19 protein-coding genes are annotated in these 18890 nt (G+C 71.8%); 14 read left to right on the forward strand and 5 right to left on the reverse strand.

The window, feature by feature from the left end; genetic code table 11:
- Positions 1-26: 26 nt before the first annotated feature.
- Together ACFPIH_RS28840 and ACFPIH_RS28845 are read left to right on the forward strand one after the other, a co-directional pair.
- On the forward strand, positions 27-713 hold the full coding sequence (locus ACFPIH_RS28840) for a class II aldolase/adducin family protein (RefSeq protein WP_381178277.1): 687 nt from the start codon (positions 27-29) through the stop codon (positions 711-713).
- Positions 710-1639: a carbohydrate kinase family protein gene (locus ACFPIH_RS28845; protein WP_381178280.1), complete on the forward strand. Its 930-nt coding sequence runs from the start codon at positions 710-712 to the stop codon at positions 1637-1639. The genes ACFPIH_RS28840 and ACFPIH_RS28845 overlap by 4 nt, the downstream gene beginning before the upstream one ends.
- 420 nt (positions 1640-2059) lie before the next feature.
- On the opposite strand, the gene ACFPIH_RS28850 is transcribed toward ACFPIH_RS28845, so the two are convergent.
- Positions 2060-2845, reverse strand: coding sequence for a TetR/AcrR family transcriptional regulator (locus ACFPIH_RS28850; RefSeq protein ID WP_381178283.1), 786 nt, complete (start codon positions 2843-2845; stop codon positions 2060-2062).
- A 156-nt stretch (positions 2846-3001) separates the two neighbouring features.
- Here ACFPIH_RS28850 and ACFPIH_RS28855 point away from each other — a divergent pair, with 156 nt between their 5' ends.
- From ACFPIH_RS28855 to ACFPIH_RS28865, 3 genes are read left to right on the forward strand one after another with little or no spacing between them, the layout of a single operon-like run.
- A complete protein-coding gene (locus tag ACFPIH_RS28855) occupies positions 3002-3853 on the forward strand; it encodes an acyl-CoA dehydrogenase family protein (protein WP_381178286.1) in 852 nt (283 codons plus the stop codon).
- Positions 3850-5010 carry an acyl-CoA dehydrogenase family protein gene (locus ACFPIH_RS28860; protein WP_381178289.1) on the forward strand — a complete coding sequence of 387 codons (1161 nt, stop codon included), beginning with the start codon at positions 3850-3852 and terminating at the stop codon, positions 5008-5010. Before ACFPIH_RS28855 ends, ACFPIH_RS28860 begins: the two co-directional genes overlap by 4 nt.
- 22 nt (positions 5011-5032) lie before the next feature.
- On the forward strand, positions 5033-5824 hold the full coding sequence (locus ACFPIH_RS28865) for an enoyl-CoA hydratase (RefSeq protein WP_381178292.1): 792 nt from the start codon (positions 5033-5035) through the stop codon (positions 5822-5824).
- 39 nt (positions 5825-5863) lie between these two features.
- Here ACFPIH_RS28865 and ACFPIH_RS28870 read toward each other — a convergent pair whose 3' ends face one another.
- The 4 genes from ACFPIH_RS28870 to ACFPIH_RS28885 all read right to left on the reverse strand — a co-directional run bounded on the left by ACFPIH_RS28870 (position 5864) and on the right by ACFPIH_RS28885 (position 9220).
- Entirely contained in the window at positions 5864-6985 is a 1122-nt protein-coding gene (locus ACFPIH_RS28870; RefSeq protein ID WP_381178295.1) for a methyltransferase, read from the reverse strand.
- A gap of 167 nt (positions 6986-7152) precedes the next feature.
- Positions 7153-7689: a carboxymuconolactone decarboxylase family protein gene (locus ACFPIH_RS28875; protein ID WP_381178298.1), complete on the reverse strand. Its 537-nt coding sequence runs from the start codon at positions 7687-7689 to the stop codon at positions 7153-7155.
- Positions 7686-8417, reverse strand: coding sequence for an SDR family NAD(P)-dependent oxidoreductase (locus ACFPIH_RS28880; protein WP_381178301.1), 732 nt, complete (start codon positions 8415-8417; stop codon positions 7686-7688). Before ACFPIH_RS28880 ends, ACFPIH_RS28875 begins: the two co-directional genes overlap by 4 nt.
- Positions 8414-9220, reverse strand: a complete 807-nt coding sequence (locus ACFPIH_RS28885; RefSeq protein ID WP_381178303.1) for a TauD/TfdA dioxygenase family protein — start codon at positions 9218-9220, stop codon at positions 8414-8416. The genes ACFPIH_RS28880 and ACFPIH_RS28885 overlap by 4 nt, the downstream gene beginning before the upstream one ends.
- A gap of 154 nt (positions 9221-9374) precedes the next feature.
- Between ACFPIH_RS28885 and ACFPIH_RS28890 the strand changes: the two genes are divergently transcribed.
- Genes ACFPIH_RS28890 through ACFPIH_RS28930 form a run of 9 tightly spaced genes read left to right on the forward strand, consistent with a single transcriptional unit; the run spans position 9375 to position 18890 of the window.
- The gene (locus tag ACFPIH_RS28890) at positions 9375-10106 is read left to right on the forward strand and encodes an SDR family oxidoreductase (protein WP_381178306.1); all 732 of its coding nucleotides are present in this window, start codon (positions 9375-9377) and stop codon (positions 10104-10106) included.
- Positions 10103-11554 (forward strand): aldehyde dehydrogenase family protein, encoded by a 1452-nt coding sequence (locus tag ACFPIH_RS28895; RefSeq protein ID WP_381178308.1) that lies wholly within the window; start codon positions 10103-10105, stop codon positions 11552-11554. The genes ACFPIH_RS28890 and ACFPIH_RS28895 overlap by 4 nt, the downstream gene beginning before the upstream one ends.
- The gene (locus ACFPIH_RS28900) at positions 11551-12756 is read left to right on the forward strand and encodes a CaiB/BaiF CoA transferase family protein (protein WP_381178311.1); all 1206 of its coding nucleotides are present in this window, start codon (positions 11551-11553) and stop codon (positions 12754-12756) included. Before ACFPIH_RS28895 ends, ACFPIH_RS28900 begins: the two co-directional genes overlap by 4 nt.
- Before the next feature lie 58 nt (positions 12757-12814).
- Complete coding sequence (locus ACFPIH_RS28905; protein WP_381178314.1) at positions 12815-14194, forward strand: ABC transporter substrate-binding protein; 1380 nt, start codon at positions 12815-12817, stop codon at positions 14192-14194.
- Between the two features lie 16 nt (positions 14195-14210).
- Complete coding sequence (locus tag ACFPIH_RS28910; RefSeq protein WP_381178317.1) at positions 14211-14402, forward strand: ferredoxin; 192 nt, start codon at positions 14211-14213, stop codon at positions 14400-14402.
- Positions 14403-14432: 30 nt separating this feature from the next.
- On the forward strand, positions 14433-15788 hold the full coding sequence (locus ACFPIH_RS28915; protein WP_381178320.1) for a cytochrome P450: 1356 nt from the start codon (positions 14433-14435) through the stop codon (positions 15786-15788).
- Positions 15785-17485: a thiolase C-terminal domain-containing protein gene (locus tag ACFPIH_RS28920; RefSeq protein ID WP_381178323.1), complete on the forward strand. Its 1701-nt coding sequence runs from the start codon at positions 15785-15787 to the stop codon at positions 17483-17485. Before ACFPIH_RS28915 ends, ACFPIH_RS28920 begins: the two co-directional genes overlap by 4 nt.
- Positions 17482-18393, forward strand: a complete 912-nt coding sequence (locus tag ACFPIH_RS28925) for an alpha/beta hydrolase (protein WP_381178326.1) — start codon at positions 17482-17484, stop codon at positions 18391-18393. The genes ACFPIH_RS28920 and ACFPIH_RS28925 overlap by 4 nt, the downstream gene beginning before the upstream one ends.
- Positions 18390-18890, forward strand: a complete 501-nt coding sequence (locus tag ACFPIH_RS28930; RefSeq protein WP_381178329.1) for a DoxX family protein — start codon at positions 18390-18392, stop codon at positions 18888-18890. Before ACFPIH_RS28925 ends, ACFPIH_RS28930 begins: the two co-directional genes overlap by 4 nt.

Genomic DNA, 18890 nt, shown 5'->3' on the forward strand with positions numbered 1-18890 from the left:
TTCAGGTTTACGCTACCTTCGCGCCCATGACCGCCTCAAGCCCGTCGCTGAGCCAGGCGCGGACCGCCGTCGCGGACGCATGCCGGCGCCTGGGGGCCGAAGGCCTCCTCATCGGCACCGCAGGGAACGTGAGCCTCCGTGTCGAGGACCGGGTCGCCATCACCGCGACCGGGGCGGTCCTCGCCCAACTCACCCCGTACCAGGTGACGGTGGTGGACCTCGACGGGAAGATCGTCGACGGGACGCTTCAACCCACGTCCGAACTCGACCTGCATCTCGGCGTCTACCGCCGCTACGGCACCGGCGCGGTCGTCCACACCCACGCCCCGCTGGCCACGGCCGTGGGCCTGGTGTTGGACGAACTCCCGTGCATCCACTACCAGTTGCTCGCCCTCGGCGGCACGGTACGGGTCGCGCCGTACGCCACCTTCGGCACCCCCGAACTCGCCGAGTCGGTGCTCACCGCGCTCGACGGGCGCGGCGCCGCCCTGATGGCCAACCACGGCGCGGTCACCCACGCGACGACCCTCGACAAGGCCGTCGAGAACGCCCTGCTCCTCGAATGGGCCTGCGGCGTCTACCAGCACGCCGCCGTCATGGGCCGCCCCCGCGCCCTCGACGAACAGCAGCAACTCGCGGTGATCGAGGCCGCCATCGCCCGTGACTACGGCACCACCCACCCCGTACCACCCGCGCAGGAGGGAACCCGATGAAGGTCTTCACGATGGGCGTGCATGTGCTGGACGTCCTGGTGCGGCCCGTGGAGGCCATACCCGAGGGCCAGGGCGCCACGCTGGTCGAGGACATCCGCATGACCGCCGCCGGCACCGCGGGCGGCACCGCCCTCACCCTCGCCAAGCTCGGCGCGCAGGTCCGCAGCGCCGGCGCCGTCGGCTCCGACCCGACCGGCGACATGCTCGTGCAGCTGCTGAACAAGGCGGGCATCGACACCGAGTTCCTCGTGCGCCGCGCCAGCGCCGCCACCTCCGCGAGCGTCCTGCCCATCCGCCCCAACGGCGACCGCCCCTCGCTGCACCTGCTCGGCGCCAACATCACCTACGGCCTCGACGACGTCCCCTGGGGGGCCCTCGCCGACGCCACCCATCTGCACCTCGGCGGCCCCGAGCTGATCGGCGTCGACGTCGCGACGCGCATCCTGTCGTACGCGAAGGAACACGGCGTCGTCACCTCCGTCGACCTGCTCGCACCGGGTGTCCTCGGCAGCTTCGAGCAGATCGAGGCGGCCCTGCCCTACGTCGACCACTTCCTGCCCAACGAGGACCAGATCCTCGGCTTCACCGGCGAGACCGACCTGCTGACGGGGGCCCGCAAGCTGCTCAGTGCCGGCGTGGGCGTCGTCGCGGTCACCCGCGGCGGCGACGGCGCGCTCGTGGTGACCGCCGACGGCGCGGAACCGGTGCCCGCCTTCGTCGTGGACGTCGTCGACACCACCGGCTGCGGCGACGCGTTCTCGGCGGGCTATCTGCGGGGGATCGGCCTGGGCCGTGCGCCGGGCGACGCCGCCGTCCTCGGCAGCGCCGCCGCGGCACTCGTCGCCCAGGGCCTCGGCAGCGACCACGGCGACTTCGACCTGACGGCCGCCGACACGTTCGCGGCGACGGCCAAGTCCCACGCCTGACCCGGCCCGGCTGGGACTCGGGGGCCCTTCTCGTCGGGCGTCGAACCTGCGCACCTCGTTGCGGATGCGCGGTGCGGCGGCAAGCCCGAGCGCGGCGTCCACCACGACGTTCCCTTCGGCCGGCGTCGGTCCGTCCGTGACGCGGCGGAGCCCCGGGGCGGCGTACCCGGTGCCGTCCGAGACCCCGCTGGGTGGGCGGGCCGCCGCGGGTCCCGGGCCTGCGGCCGCAGGCCCGAGAGGACGGGGCCCAGCCCGTCGGGCGACTCGTGCCGCAGGTCCTGGAACGGCCGGCCCTCGGCCCGCCGGGCCCCGCCGCCCGGCGTCCCGGACGTGACGCAGCCCCCGTAGGGGAATCCCCACGGGGGCTGCGGCGGTGTGCCTCGGCGGTGTGCCTCGGCGGTGTGCCTCGTCCGTGTCAGGTCATGCCTTGCTGTGCGCCCTGGAACCGGAGGCCGTCGCGCGGGTCGTCGCCCTGCGGGCCGTGCCCGCCTTCTTGGCCGGTGCCGTCGGCTCCGCCTCCGCGGGTTCCTCGGCAGGCGCCCCGCCCGTGATTCCGCCCAGGCAGAACGCCCACACCTCGTCCGAGGAGATCGGCGAGGGGTGCGCGCCGACCGGCGCCGAGGGCGCCCGGGCCGTGAACATCGCCGTCTGCATGATCAGCGAGGCGGTGCGGCGCGGCTTGGGCGCGACGGCCTGGCCCGCAGCGACGGCCTCCTCGACCAGCTCGGTGAAGAAGCCGAGCAGCGGCAGATGCGCGGTGGCCACCTGGTCGGGATGGCTGACGAGAAGCTGGATGGCGAAGTCGGTGAACAGCGGGGACTGCGCACCGGGCTTGGGCTCGGAGGAGTGGAAGAGCAGGTCGACCGCGATCCGGAGCCGCTCCAGCGGGTCGCGGCCGGTCGCCGCGGACTCGCGGATCTCGACGGCCGACCGGGACAGCGCGTCCTCGAAGAGCGCGAGCAGCAGCTCGTGCTTGCCGTCGAAGTGCTGGTAGAAGCTGCGCAGCGACTGACGGGAACGCTCCACGACCTCCTGCACGGTGAAGTCGGTGGTGCCCTTGTCGGCGATCAGCTCCTGGGCGGCGTCGAGGAAACGCTGCACGCGCTGCTCCGCGCGGGCCTTCGCGGCGCGCGTGGAGCGCTCGACGGCTCGCTGCCGCCAGGCGGGCTCGGGTGTCTCGACCGGGTCTGTGGGGACGGCACTCATGGGTAGAACGGTACTCCACGTATGTGAAAAGAGAGGGCACGCCCCCTACCGAATTGCACTGCCTCGGAAACAAGACTCTTACTTCCCAACAGCGAGAATGATATTCTCACCCATCGGTACGGCGAGGTCGGTACGGCGAGAGGGCGGAGGCCGGGCGTGGAGTTCGAACTCGACGACGATCAGCGGCTGCTGCGCCGCACGGTGCGCGAGACGGTCGCCAAGGTGCGCGGCCGTCCCGAGGACCAGCAGTGGGACACCTATCTGCGGCTCGGCTGGCTGGAGGCGCCTCCGCTGGAACTCACCATCGTCCTGGAGGAGTTGGGCTACGTGGCCGACCCGACCCCGTTCCTGGCCACCGCCACCTGGTTCGCCCCGCTGGCCGGCCGCCTCCCCGAGGGCAGCGGCACCGCGGTCTTCGACGGCGTCGGCCGCCACGTCCTCGACGCCGACCGCGCCGACGAGGTCGCCCTGCTCACGCCCGACGGCGTCACCGTCGTACGCGGCGCCGACCTCGCGGCCGAACGGATCCCCGTCCTCGACCCCAACCTCCACGTGGCCCGCGTCGAAGCGGGCCGACTCCTCGCGGGCGTCCCCGACCTGGCGCTCACCGGACTCGCCGCCACCGCCGTCGGTGCCTGCCGCCGCATCCTCGACCTCGTCCTGACCCATGTGAGGCAGCGGGCGCAGTTCGGCCGGCCGCTCGGCTCGTTCCAGGCCGTCAAGCACAAGGCCGCCGACATGCACGTGGCGATCGAACGGGCCCGGGCGCTCACCCACTTCGCCGCCCTGACGATCGCCGAGGACGACCCGCGCCGCACCCGCGCCGCGCACATGGCCAAGGCGGCGGCGGGGGAGTGCCAGCGGCTGGTCTTCCGGCACGGGCTCCAGCTCTTCGGCGCGATGGGCTTCACCTGGGAGAACGAACTCCAGTACCACCTGAAGCGGGCCCAGGCCTGCGATCTCCTCCTCGGCACCGCGTCCGCCCACCGGAAGGCGCTGGTCGCATGATGAAACTGGCCGACGACCCCCAAGTGGCCGCGTTCCACGCCGAGTTCGCCGCCTTCCTGGACGCCCGTCTGCCCGCCGAGGCCGAGGCGCAGGAGCGCTCCCGCTCCAGCGCCGACATCCCCGACTGGGCCCGCCGCTGGCAGCGCGCCCTCTTCGACCACGGCTGGCTGCTCCCCGGCCAGCCACCCGAGTACGGCGGCCGGAACGCGACCCTCCCCCAACAGCTCGCCCATCTGGAGGAGTTGGCCCACCGCCGGATCTACCACAGCTTCAACCCGCAGGGCCTCGGCATCATCGCCGCGTCCCTGCTCACCTTCGGCACCGAGCAGCAGAAGTCCCGCTGGGCGGTGCCGATCCTGCGCGCCGAGGTCACCGCAGCGCTCGGCATGAGCGAGCCGGAGGCCGGCTCCGACCTCGCCTCCCTGCGCACCAGGGCGGCGCTCCAGGGCGATGCCTTCGTCGTCAACGGGCAGAAGATCTGGACCTCCGGCGCGCACGACGCCGACGTCCTGCTGGCCTTCGTCCGCACCGACCCCGACGCCCCCAGGCACCAGGGCATCAGCGCCCTGCTGATCCCGACGGACACCGAGGGTGTCGTCCGCCGCCCCTTCGGGTCGATCGCCGCCGAGGACGACCTCGACTTCAACGAGGTGTTCCTCACCGACGTCCGCGTGCCCCGAGAGAACCTCGTCGGCCCCCTCAACGGCGGCTGGCGGGTCGCGGGCGGCTCCCTCGGCCACGAACGCACCCTGCTCTGGCTGTCGTACGCCGAACGCCTCGAGGACCTGATGCGCGACGCGGCCGGCACGGGCGGCGACCAGGAGTGGTACGCCACGCTGGAGATGGACCTCCAGGCGCTGCGCCTGCTCGGCTACCGCGGGCTCGGCCCGGACCGCGACCCCGCCGAGATCTCCGTACTGAAACTGCTGGGCTCCGAGGCCGTGCAGTCGGCCTCCCTGTACGCCCTGGAGGCCGCGGGGGCCGACGGGCTGCCGCACCCGGCACCGACCGGCCCCCACCACCACATGAACAACGAGAACTTCGTGTCCAGTTGGTTCGAGCGGTACGCGCGCAGTTTCGCCGGCACCATCGCCGGCGGCACCAGCGAGATCCAGCGCAACATCATCGCCGAGCGCGTCCTCGGCCTGCCCCGCTGACCACCCCTGAGGAGCCAGCCGTATGGACCGGATTCTGTACGAGGCCGAGGACGGCATCGCGACCATCGCCCTGAACCGCCCCGAGGCCGCCAACGCCCAGACCATGGCCCTCCTCGACGACCTCGACGCGGCCCTCACCCGCGCCGCCCGCGACGAGGACGTCCGCGTGGTGGTGCTGCGCGCCAACGGCCGCCACTTCTCCGCCGGGCACGACCTCAAGGACCGCTGGCCGGGGCCCGGCGAGATCACCCTGGAGTGGATCTACGACGCCGAGACGCGCCGCTATCTGGAGTACGCGCTGAAGTGGCGCAACCTGCCCAAGCCCACCATCGCCGCCGTCCAGGGCAAGTGCATCGCCGCCGGGCTGATGCTCTGCTGGCCCTGCGACCTGATCGTCGCCGCCGAGAACGCCGAGTTCTCCGACCCGGTGGTGCACATGGGCATCGGCGGCGTCGAATACCACGGCCACACCTGGGAGTTGGGCCCGCGCAAGGCCAAGGAGATCCTCTTCACCGGCCGCCCGCTCACCGCCCGCGAGGCCGAACAGACCGGCATGGTCAACAAGGTCGTCCCGCTCGGTGAACTCGACACCGCGACCCGTGAGTTGGCCGAACGCATCGCCCGCATGCCCCCCTTCGGCCTCCGCCAGGCCAAACGGGCCGTCAACCAGACCCTCGACGTCCAGGGCTTCTACGCCGCCCTCCAGTCCGTCTTCGACATCCACCAGACCGGCCACGGCAACGCCCTGAGCGTCTCCGGCTACCCCATCCTGACCAGGCTCGCCGATATGAAGGAGCACGTCGGGAAGGCCTGACCCGACCGGAAGGGCCGGGTCAGGCGGTCCGCGTGCCGGTCAGCCGGCCGGGGTCAGCCGCCAGAGAGACGTGATCTCGGCACCGCGTGCGGCGTGGAGCGGATCGTCGGGGTCCTGAGCCCGTGGGTGCGTGGGCCTGGTGCCGATCCTGTCCACGACCCGGAGGTCCGCCGCCCGGACGGCGGCGAGCAGTTGACCACGGGTCCTGAGACCGAGGTGCTCCGCCAGGTCCGACAGGACGAGCCACCCCTCGCCGCCCGGTCGGAGATGGGCGGCCAGACCGGTGAGGAAGCCGTCGAGCATGGCGCCGTCCGGGTCGTAGACGCCCTGCTCGACGGGGCCGGTGGGGCGGGCCGGGAGCCAGGGCGGGTTGCAGACGACGAGGTCGGCACGGCCCTCGGGGAACAGACAGGGGCCCACCACGTCGATCCGGCCGCTCGGTGCCAGCCGTCGGACGTTCTCCCGGGCGCAGGCCAGGGCGCGTGGGCTGATGTCGGTGGCCACGACATGGCCGACTCCCCGGCGGGCGAGCACGGCGGCGAGGACACCGGTTCCGGTGCCGAGGTCGAACGCGGTACGGGGAACCGGTCGTAGCGGAGTGCGCGCGACCAGGTCGACGTACTCGCCCCTCACCGGTGCGAACACTCCGTAGTGGGGGTGGACGCGGGCGCCGAGCGCCGGCACGTCGACCCCCTTCAGACGCCACTGATGGGCGCCGATCACTCCGAGCAGCTCCCGGAGCGAGACCACCACGGGTCCCCTCGGCGGACCGTATGCCTCCAGGCACGCCTGGCGGACATCGGGCGCCCTGCGCAACGCCAGGGTGTAGTCGTCGCCCAGCAGCACCAACAACCTGCCGAGCACGCCGGCGCGCTGGCCTTTGGCGCGTCGATGCAGGTGGAACGCGTCACTGGGGGAGGTGCCGGCCCTGCGTGGCCCGCGGTCGACGCGACGGCCCATCGCCCCCAGCAGTTGGCGGGCGTTGTGGAAGTCGCCGCCCAGCCAGAGCAGGGCGGTTCCCCCGGCGGCATGACGGCAGGCCTGGTCGGCCCTCATCCGGTCGTCGGCGAGGACGACTCGTCGGGGAAGGGGGGTGCTGTTCTCGGAATGCCAGCGGGCGGACTGGTGGGTGTGGCCTTCTGTCCAGTGGATCGTGGACACCACGTACTCCTCGTGGTCGAACGTGCGGTGGGCACGAAGAGCACTTCGACGAGGAGAGGAGCGGAGACAGGTGGTCGCTACCGCTCCCGCGTCGAAGCGCGGGAGCGGAGGTCCCAGACAACCATGCCCAGCATCACGGTCGGCCCTTTCGGAGGAGAGGCCGAGAATTATAGGTGTACGACGGCCTCACCCATCCCCCCGTCGTCCATCCCGGCGTCCGGCTCCACCCCGAAGGTGTTGTACGCCATCGCCTGCATCGCGTACGCGCCGACGGTGAACACGAGCTCCATCAGCTGGCGTTCGTCCAGTTCCTCTCCCAGCTCCGCGTAGGTCTCGTCGCGGAGCGTGGAGGTGGTCTCCAGTTCGTCCACGGCACGGTTGAGGAGGGTGTCGCTGCCCTCGCGCACGCCTGCCAACTCCTCCTCCGTCACCCCTGCCTGACGTGCCATCAGTACATGGTGGGCCCACTCGTAGCGGCAGCGGCGCCGCCAGGCGACCCGTAGGACCGTCAGCTCACGCATCCGCGCGGGCAGCGAACCGCGGTACACCAGTTGGGTGCTGAAGGTCAGGAACGCCTGCGCCAGACGAGGGTGGTTGAGGAGGAGGCCGAGCGCGTTGGACGGCGGTACGGTGCGCCCGCCCGTCAGGGGGTGCAGGACGTCGGCGTCCCACTCCTCGTAGGGGATCGGAGGCACCCGCGTCATGTGTTGCGGCCCCCGTTCACCCCGAGGATCTGGCCGGTGATGTAGCCGGCCTCCTCGCTCACCAGGAAGGAGCAGGCCGCGGCGATGTCCTCGGGGCGCCCCACCCGCCGGACCGGGGTGCGGGCGATGTGGTCCTCGACGGTGCCGCCGAGCTGCTCCCTGCTCTCGGCGCTGCGCAGCATCGGCGTGTCGACGAACCCCGGCGGGATCGCGTTGACGGTGATGCCCCGCGGACCGAGCTCCAGGGCGAGGGACTTGGTGAGCCCGTTCACCGCGGACTTGGCGGCGACGTAGTGGGCCATGAACGGCTGGCCGGAGTGCGTGCTGCTGGAGGAGATGTTGACGATCCGGCCCCAGCGGGCCTCCCACATGTCCGGCAGCGCCGACTGCACACAGTGGAAGACGCCGTTGAGGTTGATGTCGACGACCCGCTGCCAGTCCGCGAAGGACAGGCTGCCGAAGCGGGTGAAGCCGTCCTTGCCTGCCGCGTTCACCAGTACCGACACCGGCCCCAGGCGCTCGCGCACCGCGTCCATCGCCTTGTCCACCTGCGCCCGGTCGGTGACGTCGACCGTGAGGCCGTGGCCCTCCTCGGCGGGCGCGATGTCGAGGACGGCGACCTTCATGCCGTCGGCGGCGAGGCGCCGCGCGATGGCCCGGCCGATACCGGAGGCGCCGCCGGTGACCACGGCGGTCCGGCCGGCGCCGCCGCCGCTGGGGGCGGTCATCCGAAGGCCTCGTCGCCGACGACGGTCGTTCGGTGCAGCAGCCGTTCGGAGCTGTCGTCGTACGGCAGCGCCCGGTGCAGGACCCCGGTGTTGTCCCAGATCACCAGGTCGCCCAGCGACCAGTCGTGGGTGTACCGGAACCGCTCCTGGGTGGTCCAGTCGAGGAGTTCGTCGAGTACGGCGCGGCTCTCCTCGGGATCCATGCCGACCACGTGGTCGGCGGTCGTACCGGTGACCAGCGAGCGGCGGCCGTCGCGGCGGCGCCACACCAGGGCCACCTCATGGGTGGGCTGGGTGCGCCAGGCCGCCAGTTCCTCGTCCGTGGGGTCCGGGGTCACCAGCCGCTGGGAAGCCTCGAAGCTGTGCACCACGCGCAGGTTCTCGTACCGCTCGCGGTCCTTCTCCGGCAGGTTCTCGTAGGCGGCGTACGTGGTGGCGAACTCGGTTCCGCCGCCCACCGTGGCGACATGACGCGCCGTCAGCGTGGTCGCCTTGACGGGCACGTCGTCGCTGGTGCCGTCCAGGTGCCAGAAGAAGGCGCCCCTGAGGTACTTGGCGCTGCTGCTCTTCTCCGGGTTGATCGAGATCGGGAAGATCTCCTGGCCGCGCAGCGCGACCACCTCGCCGAGCCGCCGGCTGAACGCCAGCTGCTGCTCGTCGTCGAGGTGCAGCCCGCGGACGAGGAGCACCCCCCGCCACTTGAGGGCTTCGGCGGCGCGCTCGACGAAGGCGTCGTCGAGGGGATCGGTCACGCCGGTGAACTCCACCCCGAGCGACGGGCTCAGGGCCTTCGAGTCGATCATGGAAACACCCCTTCCATACGGGAGAACCATATTCTCACCATGGCCTGGGGTGGAAGTGGAGAGCATCAGATTCTCCTGTCCGGATTATTGATTCACGCAAATGGAGAATGTAGTTTCCGCATCGGGGGCGAGCGACCGAACTAGGAGGGCTGGGATGCGGTTCAAGGACAAGGTGGCGATCGTCACCGGGGCCGGACAGGGCATCGGCGAGGGGTACGCCAGGGCGCTGGCCGCCGAGGGGGCGCGGGTCGTCGTCGCCGAGCTGAACGAGGAGCAGGGGCAGCGGGTCGCCAAGGAGATCGGCGACGCCCTCTTCGTGAAGGTCGACGTCGCCGACCCGGCCTCGGCACAGGAACTCGCCGACACCGTCGTCCGGGAGTTCGGACGCATCGACTACCTGGTGAACAACGCCGCCATCTTCCACGGCATGCGACGCGAGGGCATCGTCACCGTCGACTACGACTACCTCGACCGGTTCCTCAAGGTGAACCTCCTCGGCGCGCTCCATGTGACCCGCGCCGTCCTGCCGCACCTCGAGGAGGGCGCGGCCATCGTCAACCAGTCCTCCACCGCCGCCTATCAGCCCACCGGCTTCTACGGCCTCGCCAAGGCCGGCATCAACCACCTCACGGTCTCCCTCGCCGCCGAACTCGGCGGACGCGGCATCCGGGTCAACGCCATCGCGCCCGGGCCCACGGACACCGAGGCCACCCGCAGCATCGTCCCGGAGGAGTACCGCGGCGCGATGGTGCAGTCCCTCGCCCTCAAGCGCATGGGCACCCCCGCCGACCAGGCGGGCGCCGTGCTCTTCCTGCTCTCCGACGACGCGAGCTGGCTCACCGGACAGATCCTCGCCGTGGACGGCGGACAGGTGGTACGGCTGTGAGCGCCCTCATCGTGAAGTCCCAGCTGATCGACGGCAAACTGGTCGCCGCGGAGAGCACGTTCCCCTCCCACAACCCCGCCACCGGCGAACTGCTCGGCCACGCCCCGGACGCCGGCCAGGCCGACGCCGAGACCGCCGTCGCCGCCGCCCGCCGCGCCTTCGACACCACCGACTGGTCCACCGACACGGAACTCCGGGTGCGCTGTCTGCGCCAGTTGAAGCAGGCCCTCGACGAACACCGCGAGGAACTCCGCGAGTTGACGATCGCCGAGGTCGGCGCCCCGCTCCAGCTCACCCACGGCCCCCAACTGGACGAGCCGATCGGCCTGGTGGGGTTCTACGCCGACCTGCTGGAGAAGTACGAGTTCACCGAGGACCTCGGCGAGGTCGCGTCACGCGGCCAGCGCCACCACCGCTGGGTGGAGAAGGAGGCGGCCGGGGTCGTCGCCGCGATCCTGCCGTACAACTACCCCAACCAGCTCGCCCTCGCCAAGCTCGCCCCCGCGCTCGCCGCCGGCTGCACCGTCGTACTCAAAGGCGCACCGCAGAACCCCCTCATCACCCTGGCGCTCGGCGAACTGATCGCCGAGCACACCGACATACCGCCGGGCGTGGTCAACGTGCTCAGCTCCTCGCGCGCCGAGGTCGGCGAACTCCTCACCACCCACCCGGAGGTGGACGCGGTCACCTTCACCGGGTCGACCCCCGTCGGCCGCCGGATCATGGCCGCCGCGGCCGACACCGTGAAGCGGGTCTTCCTGGAACTGGGCGGCAAGTCCGCGATGATCGTCTTCGAGGACGCGGACTTCCCGAAGGCGGCCATGTTCGCCGCGTTCACCATCTGCTCCCACTCCGGCCAGGGCTGCGCGCTCACCTCCCGCCTCCTCGTCCCGCGCGCCCACCACGACGAGATCGTGCGGCTCGTCGCGGCCGGCCTGGAGCGCGTCAGGGTCGGCGACCCCACCGACCCGAAGACCGCCATGGGCCCGCTCATCAGCGAAGAGCAGCGCGACAAGGTCGACGGCATGGTCCAGCGGGCGGTCTCCGACGGAGCGACCCTCGTGCGTGGCGGCCGGCGCATCGATCCCGGCTGGTTCTACGAGCCGACCCTCCTCGCGAACGTCGACCCCGACAGCGAGATCGCCCAGGAGGAGGTCTTCGGACCGGTCCTCGCGGTGATCCCCTTCGACGACGAGGAGGACGCCGTCCGCATCGCCAACAACTCCAGGTACGGACTCTCCGGCGCCGTGCACAGCGCCGACGAGGAGCGCGCGCTCCGGGTCGCCCGCCGGATCCGCACCGGCACCTTCTCCATCAACGGCGGCAACTACTTCGCCCCCGACGTGCCGTTCGGCGGCTACAAGCAGTCCGGCGTCGGCCGGGAGAGCGGCCGGGCCGGGTTCGAGGAGTTCCTGGAGGAGAAGTCGTTCGCGCGGGTGGTCGTATGAGGCCGCTGGAGGGCATCCGCGTGCTGGAGGTGGCGATGTACGGCTTCGTGCCCTCCGCCGGCGCCGTGCTCGCCGACTGGGGCGCGGACGTCGTCAAGGTCGAGCACGCCGTCACCGGCGACCCGCAGCGCGGACTGCGCCAGACCGGCACCTTCAAGGTCGAGGGCGACCCCAACCCCAACGTCGCCCACGCCAACCGGGGCAAGCGCTCCATCGGCCTCGACATGGCGACCCCCGACGGCCGCGAGGTGCTCCACCAACTGGTCAGGGAGGCGGACGTCTTCCTCACCAGCTTCATGCCCGCCTCCCGCGCCCGCCTCGCCATCGACGTCGACGACATCCGCGCCGTCAACCCGCGGATCGTCTACGCCCGCGGCAGCGCCCTCGGCCCGCGCGGCCCCGAGTCCGACAAGGGCGGCTACGACATGACCGCCTTCTGGGCCCGCGCCGGCACGGCCGTCACCGTCACCCCGGCCGGCACCGAGGGCCTGATCAGCCCGCCCGGACCGGCCTACGGCGACACGGTCTCCGGCACCAACCTCGCGGGCGGCGTCGCGGCGGCCCTGCTGCGCCGCGAGCGCACCGGCGAGGCCCCGGTCGTCGACGTGTCCCTGCTCGGCAGCGGCGTATGGGCGCTCGGCCACTCCATCGCCCTGTCCATGCACCTCGACCGGGCCTGGGAGGGCGTGACCCCCTCCGCCCACGGCTCGCCCACCAACCCCCTCTCCGGCCTCTACCGCACCGCCGACGACCGCTATCTCTCCTTCGTCATGCTCCAGCCGGCGAGGTTCTGGTCGAACGTCTGCCACTGCCTCGGCCGCCCCGAACTCGCCGACGATCCCCGCTTCGCCACCGCCGAGTCCATCGCGGCGCACACCGACGACGCGGTGAAGATCCTCCGCGAGGTCGTCGCGACCCGCACCCTCGCCGAGTGGGCGAAGGACCTGGCCGCCCTCGACGGCCCCTGGGCCCCGGTCCAGGACACCCTCCAGGCCGCCGCCGACGCGCAGGTGCGCGCCAACGGCTACATCGGACGGGCCGGTGACCTCGAACTCGTCGCCAGCCCCGTCCAGTTCGACGTCGAGGACACCCGCCTCGGCCCCGCCCCCGAGTTCGCCGCGCAGACGGAGGAGATCCTCTCCGAGCTCGGCCACGACTGGGACCGCATCCTCGCGCTCAAGGCGAGCGGCGCGGTCACCTGACCCGTTTTCTGAGTCACCTCTCTCGGACGACGGCGTCCGAGCTCCCCGAGGAGGCACCTTGCGCAGGCTGCTGATCGGCTCGGTCACCGTGCTCGCGGTGATGCTGGCCGGCTGTTCCACCAGATCCGACGACGACTCGAACACCGGCGCCGGGCAGACGACCCCGGCCGCCGGCGCCTCCACGGCGTCGGCCGACCTCGGCACCCTCAAGAACGTGTGCGGTGCAGGCACCGCCAAGTCCTCGACCGTGCAGGGCGTCACCGACAAGAGCATCCAGGTCGGCGTCATGTCCGACGTCGGCTTCACCAAGAAGTCCGAATTCGTGGACGCCGCCAAGGTGTTCACCGAGTGGTGCAACGACGCGGGCGGCATCAACGGGCGGAAGATCGAGCCCGTGACCCGCGACACCAAGCTGATGGAGGTCCGCCAGCGCGTGCTGGAGGCCTGCAAGTCCGACTTCGCGCTGGTCGGCGGCGGCGCCGCGCTGGACAACCTGGGCGTGCAGGACCGGCTGAAGTGCCTGCTGCCCAACTTCCCCGGCCAGTCCAGCCAGATCGGCGCCATCGGCTCCGACCTCCAGGTGGTCGCCGCGCAGCCGACCGCGGGCTACTTCTCGTACGCCGGCTACTTCACCTGGCTGCTCAAGGAGAAGTACCCCGCCTCCGCGCAGAAGGTCGGCGTCATCGCCGGCGACGTCCCCGTCACCAAGGTGATCTCCGCCCAGTTCAAGGAGGCCATCCCGGCCCTCGGCGGCAAGGTCTCCTACTCCGACCTCTACCCGGCGGCCGGCGTCTCCGACTGGACCCCGTACGCCCAGTCCATCAAGAGCAGGGGCGTCAAGGGCCTCGTGTTCCTGGGGGACTTCGCGAGTCTCGCCAAGCTGGAGCAGGCCCTCACCAACATCGGCTACACCCCCGACTGGATCGACGCCAACAGCAACGCCTACGGCCCCGCCTTCCAGCAACTCGCGGGGGCGGCCCTGGCCAAGCAGCACAACTACGCCGAACTCTTCGCCACCGCACCGCTGGAGAGCGCCGCTGAGAACCCGGCCACCCAGCAGGTGATCGACCTGTTCAAGAAGTACGCGCCCGACAAGCAGATCACCTACCCGGTGCTGCGCGCCTTCTCCGCCTGGCTGCTGTTCGCGACCTCGGCCCGTGACTGCGCCGAACTCACCCGCAAGTGCGTCTACGACAACGCCCTCAAGCAGACCGCGTGGACCGCCGGCGGCCTCCAGGCCCCCTTCGACCTGTCCTCGAAGGTGCCGACCAAGTGCTACTCCGTCGTCGAGGCGACCACCAAGGGCTGGCAGCCGGCCGACTTCGACCCCGACCAGGGCGCCTACCGCTGCGACGCCCCCGTCTACAAGTACAAGGGGAACTACGGCGAGCCCGCCACCCTGGCCTCCGTCGGCAAGTCCCTGTCCGACCTCACCTGAACGGGAGTTGAGTGACGTGAAGGTCCGCGTCGACGCCGAGCGCTGCCAGGGCCACACCCTGTGCTTCATGCGCGCCCCGGACGTCTTCGAGCTCAGCGAGATCGACGGCCACTCCTCGCCCCTGGTCGAAGAGGTCCCCGAGGACCAGGAGAACCGGGTCGTCGAAGCCGTCCGGTCCTGCCCCGAACGGGCGATCAGCGTCTTCTGAGCACCGGCACTTCGGAAGGAGGCACACCACATGACCGATGACGACGAGGCCCGCAAACAGCCCCGGGTCCACTTCGACCGGCACGCCCCCGAGTACCGCGACGAGTTCGAGGAGCAGACCCGCGCCTTCCACGCGGGCTGCCCGCTCGCCTGGTCCGACACCTACGGCGGACACTGGGTGGCCGCGGGCAACCGTGAACTGCTCGCCCTCGCCAGGGAACAGGACAAGCTCTCCAACGACCACGACGTGCACGGCGAGCGCCGCGGCTACCAGGGCATCAGCATCCCCGCGCCGAAACGCGGCCGGGGCATCCGCGGCGGCTTCCTGGAGATGGACCCGCCCGAGCAGCGCACCTACCGGGGCGCCCTCAACCCCTACCTCTCCCCGGCGGCGATCGCCCGCTGGATCCCCTTCATCGACGAGGTGGCCCGCGCCTGCCTCGACGAGCGGATCGAGTCCGGCCGCATCGACTTCGTCGACGACCTCGCCAACATCGTCCCGGCCGTCTTCACCCTCGCCATGATGGGCATCCCGCTCAAGAAGTGGGAGCTGTACAACGAACCCGCCCACGCCGGCGTCTACACCCCGCCGAGCTCGCCGGAGATGGCCCGGGTGATCGAGGCCCACAAGGCCATGATCAAGGACATCGGCGCGACCCTCCACGAGGTGCGGGCCGACCCGCGCCCCGGTCTCGCCGACGCCCTCGCCCGCATGGAGATCGACGGCGAACCACCCTCCGACGGCGACCTCGTGGGCGCCCTCGCCCTCCTCATCGGCGGCGGCTTCGACACCACCACCGCGCTCACCGCGCACGCCCTGGAATGGCTCTCCGGGCACCCCGCCGAACGAGCCCGGTTGAGCCGCGAGCGGGACACCCTCCTGGACTCGGCGACCGAGGAGTTCCTGCGCTACTTCACCCCGGCGCCCGGCGACGGACGCACCGTCGCGGAGGACTGCCGAATCGCCGGCAAAGAGTTCAAGGAGGGCGACCGCCTCTGGCTCTCCTGGGCGATGGCCAACCGCGACCCGGCCGTCTTCCCCGACCCCGACCGGGTCGACCTCGCCCGCCCCGGCAACCGCCACACCGCGTTCGGCCTCGGCATCCACCGCTGCATCGGCTCCAACGTGGCCCGCACGGTGTTCAAGCGGATGCTCCTCCAAGTCCTCGACCGGATACCGGACTTCTCCTGCGACCCCGAGGGCGCCGTGCACTACGAGACCATCGGCGTCATCCAGGGCATGCGCCACCTCCCGGCCGTCTTCACCCCCGGGCCGCGGCTCGGGCCCGGCCTGGAGGAGACCCTGGTCGCCCTCCAACGGGCCTGTGACGAACAGGGGTTGGCGAAACCCGTCACCGACCGCAAGGCGGAGGCGAAGGTCCGTTGACCGGCGCCGAGGAAGCCGCCCGTCCGCAGCCGGCGACCACCCAGGAGACCGAGTTCTTCTGGACCTCCGGCCGCGACGGGCGGCTCCGTTTCCAGTCCTGCACGGCCTGCGACGCGCTGATCCACCCGCCGGGGCCCGTGTGCCGCCACTGCCGCTCCCACGCCACCGAGATCCGCGAGGTCTCCGGCCGCGCCACGCTCATCGGCTTCACCGTCAACCACCGCTTCCCGTTCCCGGGCCTGCCGACCCCCTTCGTCCTCGCCCAGGTGGCGATCGAGGAGGACCCGAGGGTCCGGCTGACGACCAACGCCGTCGACTGCGCGCCCGAGGACCTGCGGATCGGCCTGCGCATGGAGGCCGTCTTCGAGCGGGCGGGGGAGACCTGGCTGCCCCTGTTCCGCCCGGCCCCCGACCAGTCGGAGCCCGGTGAGCCGTCCGCCCCCGGCCGGCCGGAGCCGGGGCAACTGCCCGCCGACGACCCGCCCCCCGAGCGCGTCCGCGACCGCATCCGCCCTCCCGTCCACTCACGCAGGTTCGAGGAACGGGCCGTCATCACCGGCGCCGGGGCCTCCCGCCTCGGCCGCCGCCTCATGGTGCCGCCCCTCGAACTCACCGTGGAGGCCTGCGAGAAGGCCGTCGCCGACGCCGGACTCACCTTCGACGACATCGACGGACTCTCCACCTACCCCGGCGGCGGCGCCTACGGCGGCTTCGCCGAAGGGGGCGTCACCGCACTGGAGTCGGCGCTCGGTATCCGCCCGGTCTGGCACAACGGCGCCGGCGAGACCTTCGGCCCCGGCGGATCCGTCATCGCGGCGATGCTGGCCGTCGCGGGCGGCCTCGCCCGGCACGTCCTGTGCTTCCGCACGGTGTGGGAGGCCACGTACGCCGAACTCATCCGCCAGGGACGCCTCCGCCTGCCTCGACCGGCGGGCCCGGAAGGCTGGTTCAAGCCCTTCGGCGCGGTCTCGCCCTCGATGATGCTGGCGATGAACGCCCAACGGCACATGCACCGCTACGGCAGCACCCGCGAGACCCTCGGCTGGATCGCGCTCAACCAGCGCGCGGGCGCCGCCCTGCACCCGGACGCGATCTACCGCGACCCGCTCACCATGGACGACTACCTGTCCGCGCGCACCATCACCACCCCCTTCGGCCTCTACGACTGCGACGTCCCGTGCGACGCGGCGACCGCCGTGGTGGTCTCCGCCGCCGAGACCGCCCCCGACCTCCCGGGGCAGGCCGTACGCATCGAGGCCGTCGGCACCCAGATCGTCGAACGCCCCGAGTGGGACCAGGCGAGCCTCACCCACGAACCCCAAGTGCTCGGCCAGGCAGCCCACTTGTGGACCCGTACCGCACTGCGCCCCGCCGACGTCGACGTGGCGCTGCTCTACGACGGCTTCACCTTCAACTGCCTGTCCTGGCTGGAGGCGTTGGGTTTCTGCGGCATCGGCGAGGCCCGTGACTTCCTGGACGGCGGCAAGAACATCGCCCGCGACGGGGTGATCCCGCTCAACCCGCACGGCGGCCAGCTCTCCCACGGCCGCACCCACGGCATGGGCCTGCTGCACGAGGCCGTGCTCCAGCTCCGGGGCGAGGCCGGCGCGCGGCAGGTGGCGGGCGCGCGGACCGCCGTGGTCTCCAGCGGCGGGCTCACCCCGGGCGGCGTACTCCTGCTCAGGACGGACGGATGACCTCACTCGGACCCGATCTCACCACCGCCGTGCACCGAGAGGTCGTCGACGTGCACGGCGTCCCCGCCTCCGCCCTGGTCGCCGAGGCGGCCCGCCCGCAGGCGGTGATCGTGGCCCTGCACGGCGGCGCCACCACGTCCGCCTACTTCGACCACCCGGGACACCCCCGGCTCTCCCTGCTGCGCACCGCGGCCGCCACCGGCTTCACCGTCATCGCCATCGACCGTCCGGGGTACGGGAGTTCGGCCCGGTACGAGGAGCGGATGCGCAAGCCCGAGCAGCGTACGGACTTCGCGTTCGCCGCGGTCGAGGCGCTGCTCGCGGGCCTGGAGCGCGGAGTGGGCGTGTTCGTGTGGGCGCACTCCGCGGGCTGCGAACTCACCGTCCGGATGGCGAGCGACCCGCGCGGCGCCGAACTGCTGGGCGTGGAGCTGGCCGGGATGGGCCGCATCCACCACCCGCGGGCGGTGCGGGCGATGGAGGAGTGGCGGCGCGACCCCACCCGGACCCGCCCCAACCTCCGCCGGGCGCTGTGGCATCCGCCACACGCCTATCCGCCGGACGTCCACGGCGGTCGCACCATCGGCTCCGCCTCGCCCTCCTACGAGGGCCACCGGGAGGGCTGGCAGGAGGAGTTCGCCCAGCTCGCGGCGCGGGTCCCGGTGCCCGTGCACCTGACCCTCGCCGAGCACGAGCAGGTGTGGGCCAACGGCCCCGAGGGACTGGCCGATCTCGCCTCGATGTTCACCGGAGCCCCACGGGTGGTACGGCACGAACAGGCGGGCGCCGGTCACAACACCAGCGTCGGCCGCACCGCCCTCGCCTACCACCTGAGCGTCCTCTCGTTCGTCGAGGAGTGCGCCCTGGGGGTTCGGGCGCTGCCCACGGAGAAGGGGAAGCCGGGATGAGTGAGGCCACGGACACCGCTCTGCTGCTGGTGCGGGTCGTGCTGGGTGTGGTGATGGCCGTGCACGGCTGGAACCACTGGCGCGGCGGGGGAGGTATCGCGGGCACCGCCGGCTGGTTCGGCGGCCTCGGCCTGACCCGCCCGCAGCTGCAGGCCTGGCTCAGCGTCCTCACCGAACTCGGCGCCGGAGTCCTGCTGTTGGCGGGTCTGCTGACCTCCCTCGCCTGCGCGGCGGTGCTGTCCGTGATGCTCGTGGCCGGACTGCTCGCCCACCGCAGGAACGGCTTCTTCGTGTTCAAGGAGGGCTACGAGTACGTCCTCGTCCTGGGCGTCCTCGCGGTGGCGCTCGGGATGTGGGGGCCGGGGGAGTACTCGGTGGACGAGGCCGCGGACATCGCCGTGACCGGCTGGGCGGGCGGCTCGGTGGTGCTCGGGGTGGGTGTGGTGGCGACGGCCGGACTGCTGGCCGTGTTCTGGCGTCCGCAGCGGAAGGACTGA

It is taken from the genome of Streptomyces vulcanius (assembly GCF_042653945.1).
GTDB classification, from domain to species: domain Bacteria; phylum Actinomycetota; class Actinomycetes; order Streptomycetales; family Streptomycetaceae; genus Streptomyces; species Streptomyces mangrovi.

Coding starts and splice junctions, on each gene's coding strand:
- ACFPIH_RS28840 (WP_381178277.1), top strand. CDS start 27: ATGACCGCCTCAAGCCCGTCGCTGAGCCAGGCGCGGACCGCCGTCGCG.
- ACFPIH_RS28845 (WP_381178280.1), top strand. CDS start 710: ATGAAGGTCTTCACGATGGGCGTGCATGTGCTGGACGTCCTGGTGCGG.
- ACFPIH_RS28850 (WP_381178283.1), bottom strand. CDS start 2,845: ATGAGTGCCGTCCCCACAGACCCGGTCGAGACACCCGAGCCCGCCTGG.
- ACFPIH_RS28860 (WP_381178289.1), top strand. CDS start 3,850: ATGATGAAACTGGCCGACGACCCCCAAGTGGCCGCGTTCCACGCCGAG.
- ACFPIH_RS28865 (WP_381178292.1), top strand. CDS start 5,033: ATGGACCGGATTCTGTACGAGGCCGAGGACGGCATCGCGACCATCGCC.
- ACFPIH_RS28875 (WP_381178298.1), bottom strand. CDS start 7,689: ATGACGCGGGTGCCTCCGATCCCCTACGAGGAGTGGGACGCCGACGTC.
- ACFPIH_RS28880 (WP_381178301.1), bottom strand. CDS start 8,417: ATGACCGCCCCCAGCGGCGGCGGCGCCGGCCGGACCGCCGTGGTCACC.
- ACFPIH_RS28885 (WP_381178303.1), bottom strand. CDS start 9,220: ATGATCGACTCGAAGGCCCTGAGCCCGTCGCTCGGGGTGGAGTTCACC.
- ACFPIH_RS28890 (WP_381178306.1), top strand. CDS start 9,375: ATGCGGTTCAAGGACAAGGTGGCGATCGTCACCGGGGCCGGACAGGGC.
- ACFPIH_RS28900 (WP_381178311.1), top strand. CDS start 11,551: ATGAGGCCGCTGGAGGGCATCCGCGTGCTGGAGGTGGCGATGTACGGC.
- ACFPIH_RS28915 (WP_381178320.1), top strand. CDS start 14,433: ATGACCGATGACGACGAGGCCCGCAAACAGCCCCGGGTCCACTTCGAC.
- ACFPIH_RS28925 (WP_381178326.1), top strand. CDS start 17,482: ATGACCTCACTCGGACCCGATCTCACCACCGCCGTGCACCGAGAGGTC.
- ACFPIH_RS28930 (WP_381178329.1), top strand. CDS start 18,390: ATGAGTGAGGCCACGGACACCGCTCTGCTGCTGGTGCGGGTCGTGCTG.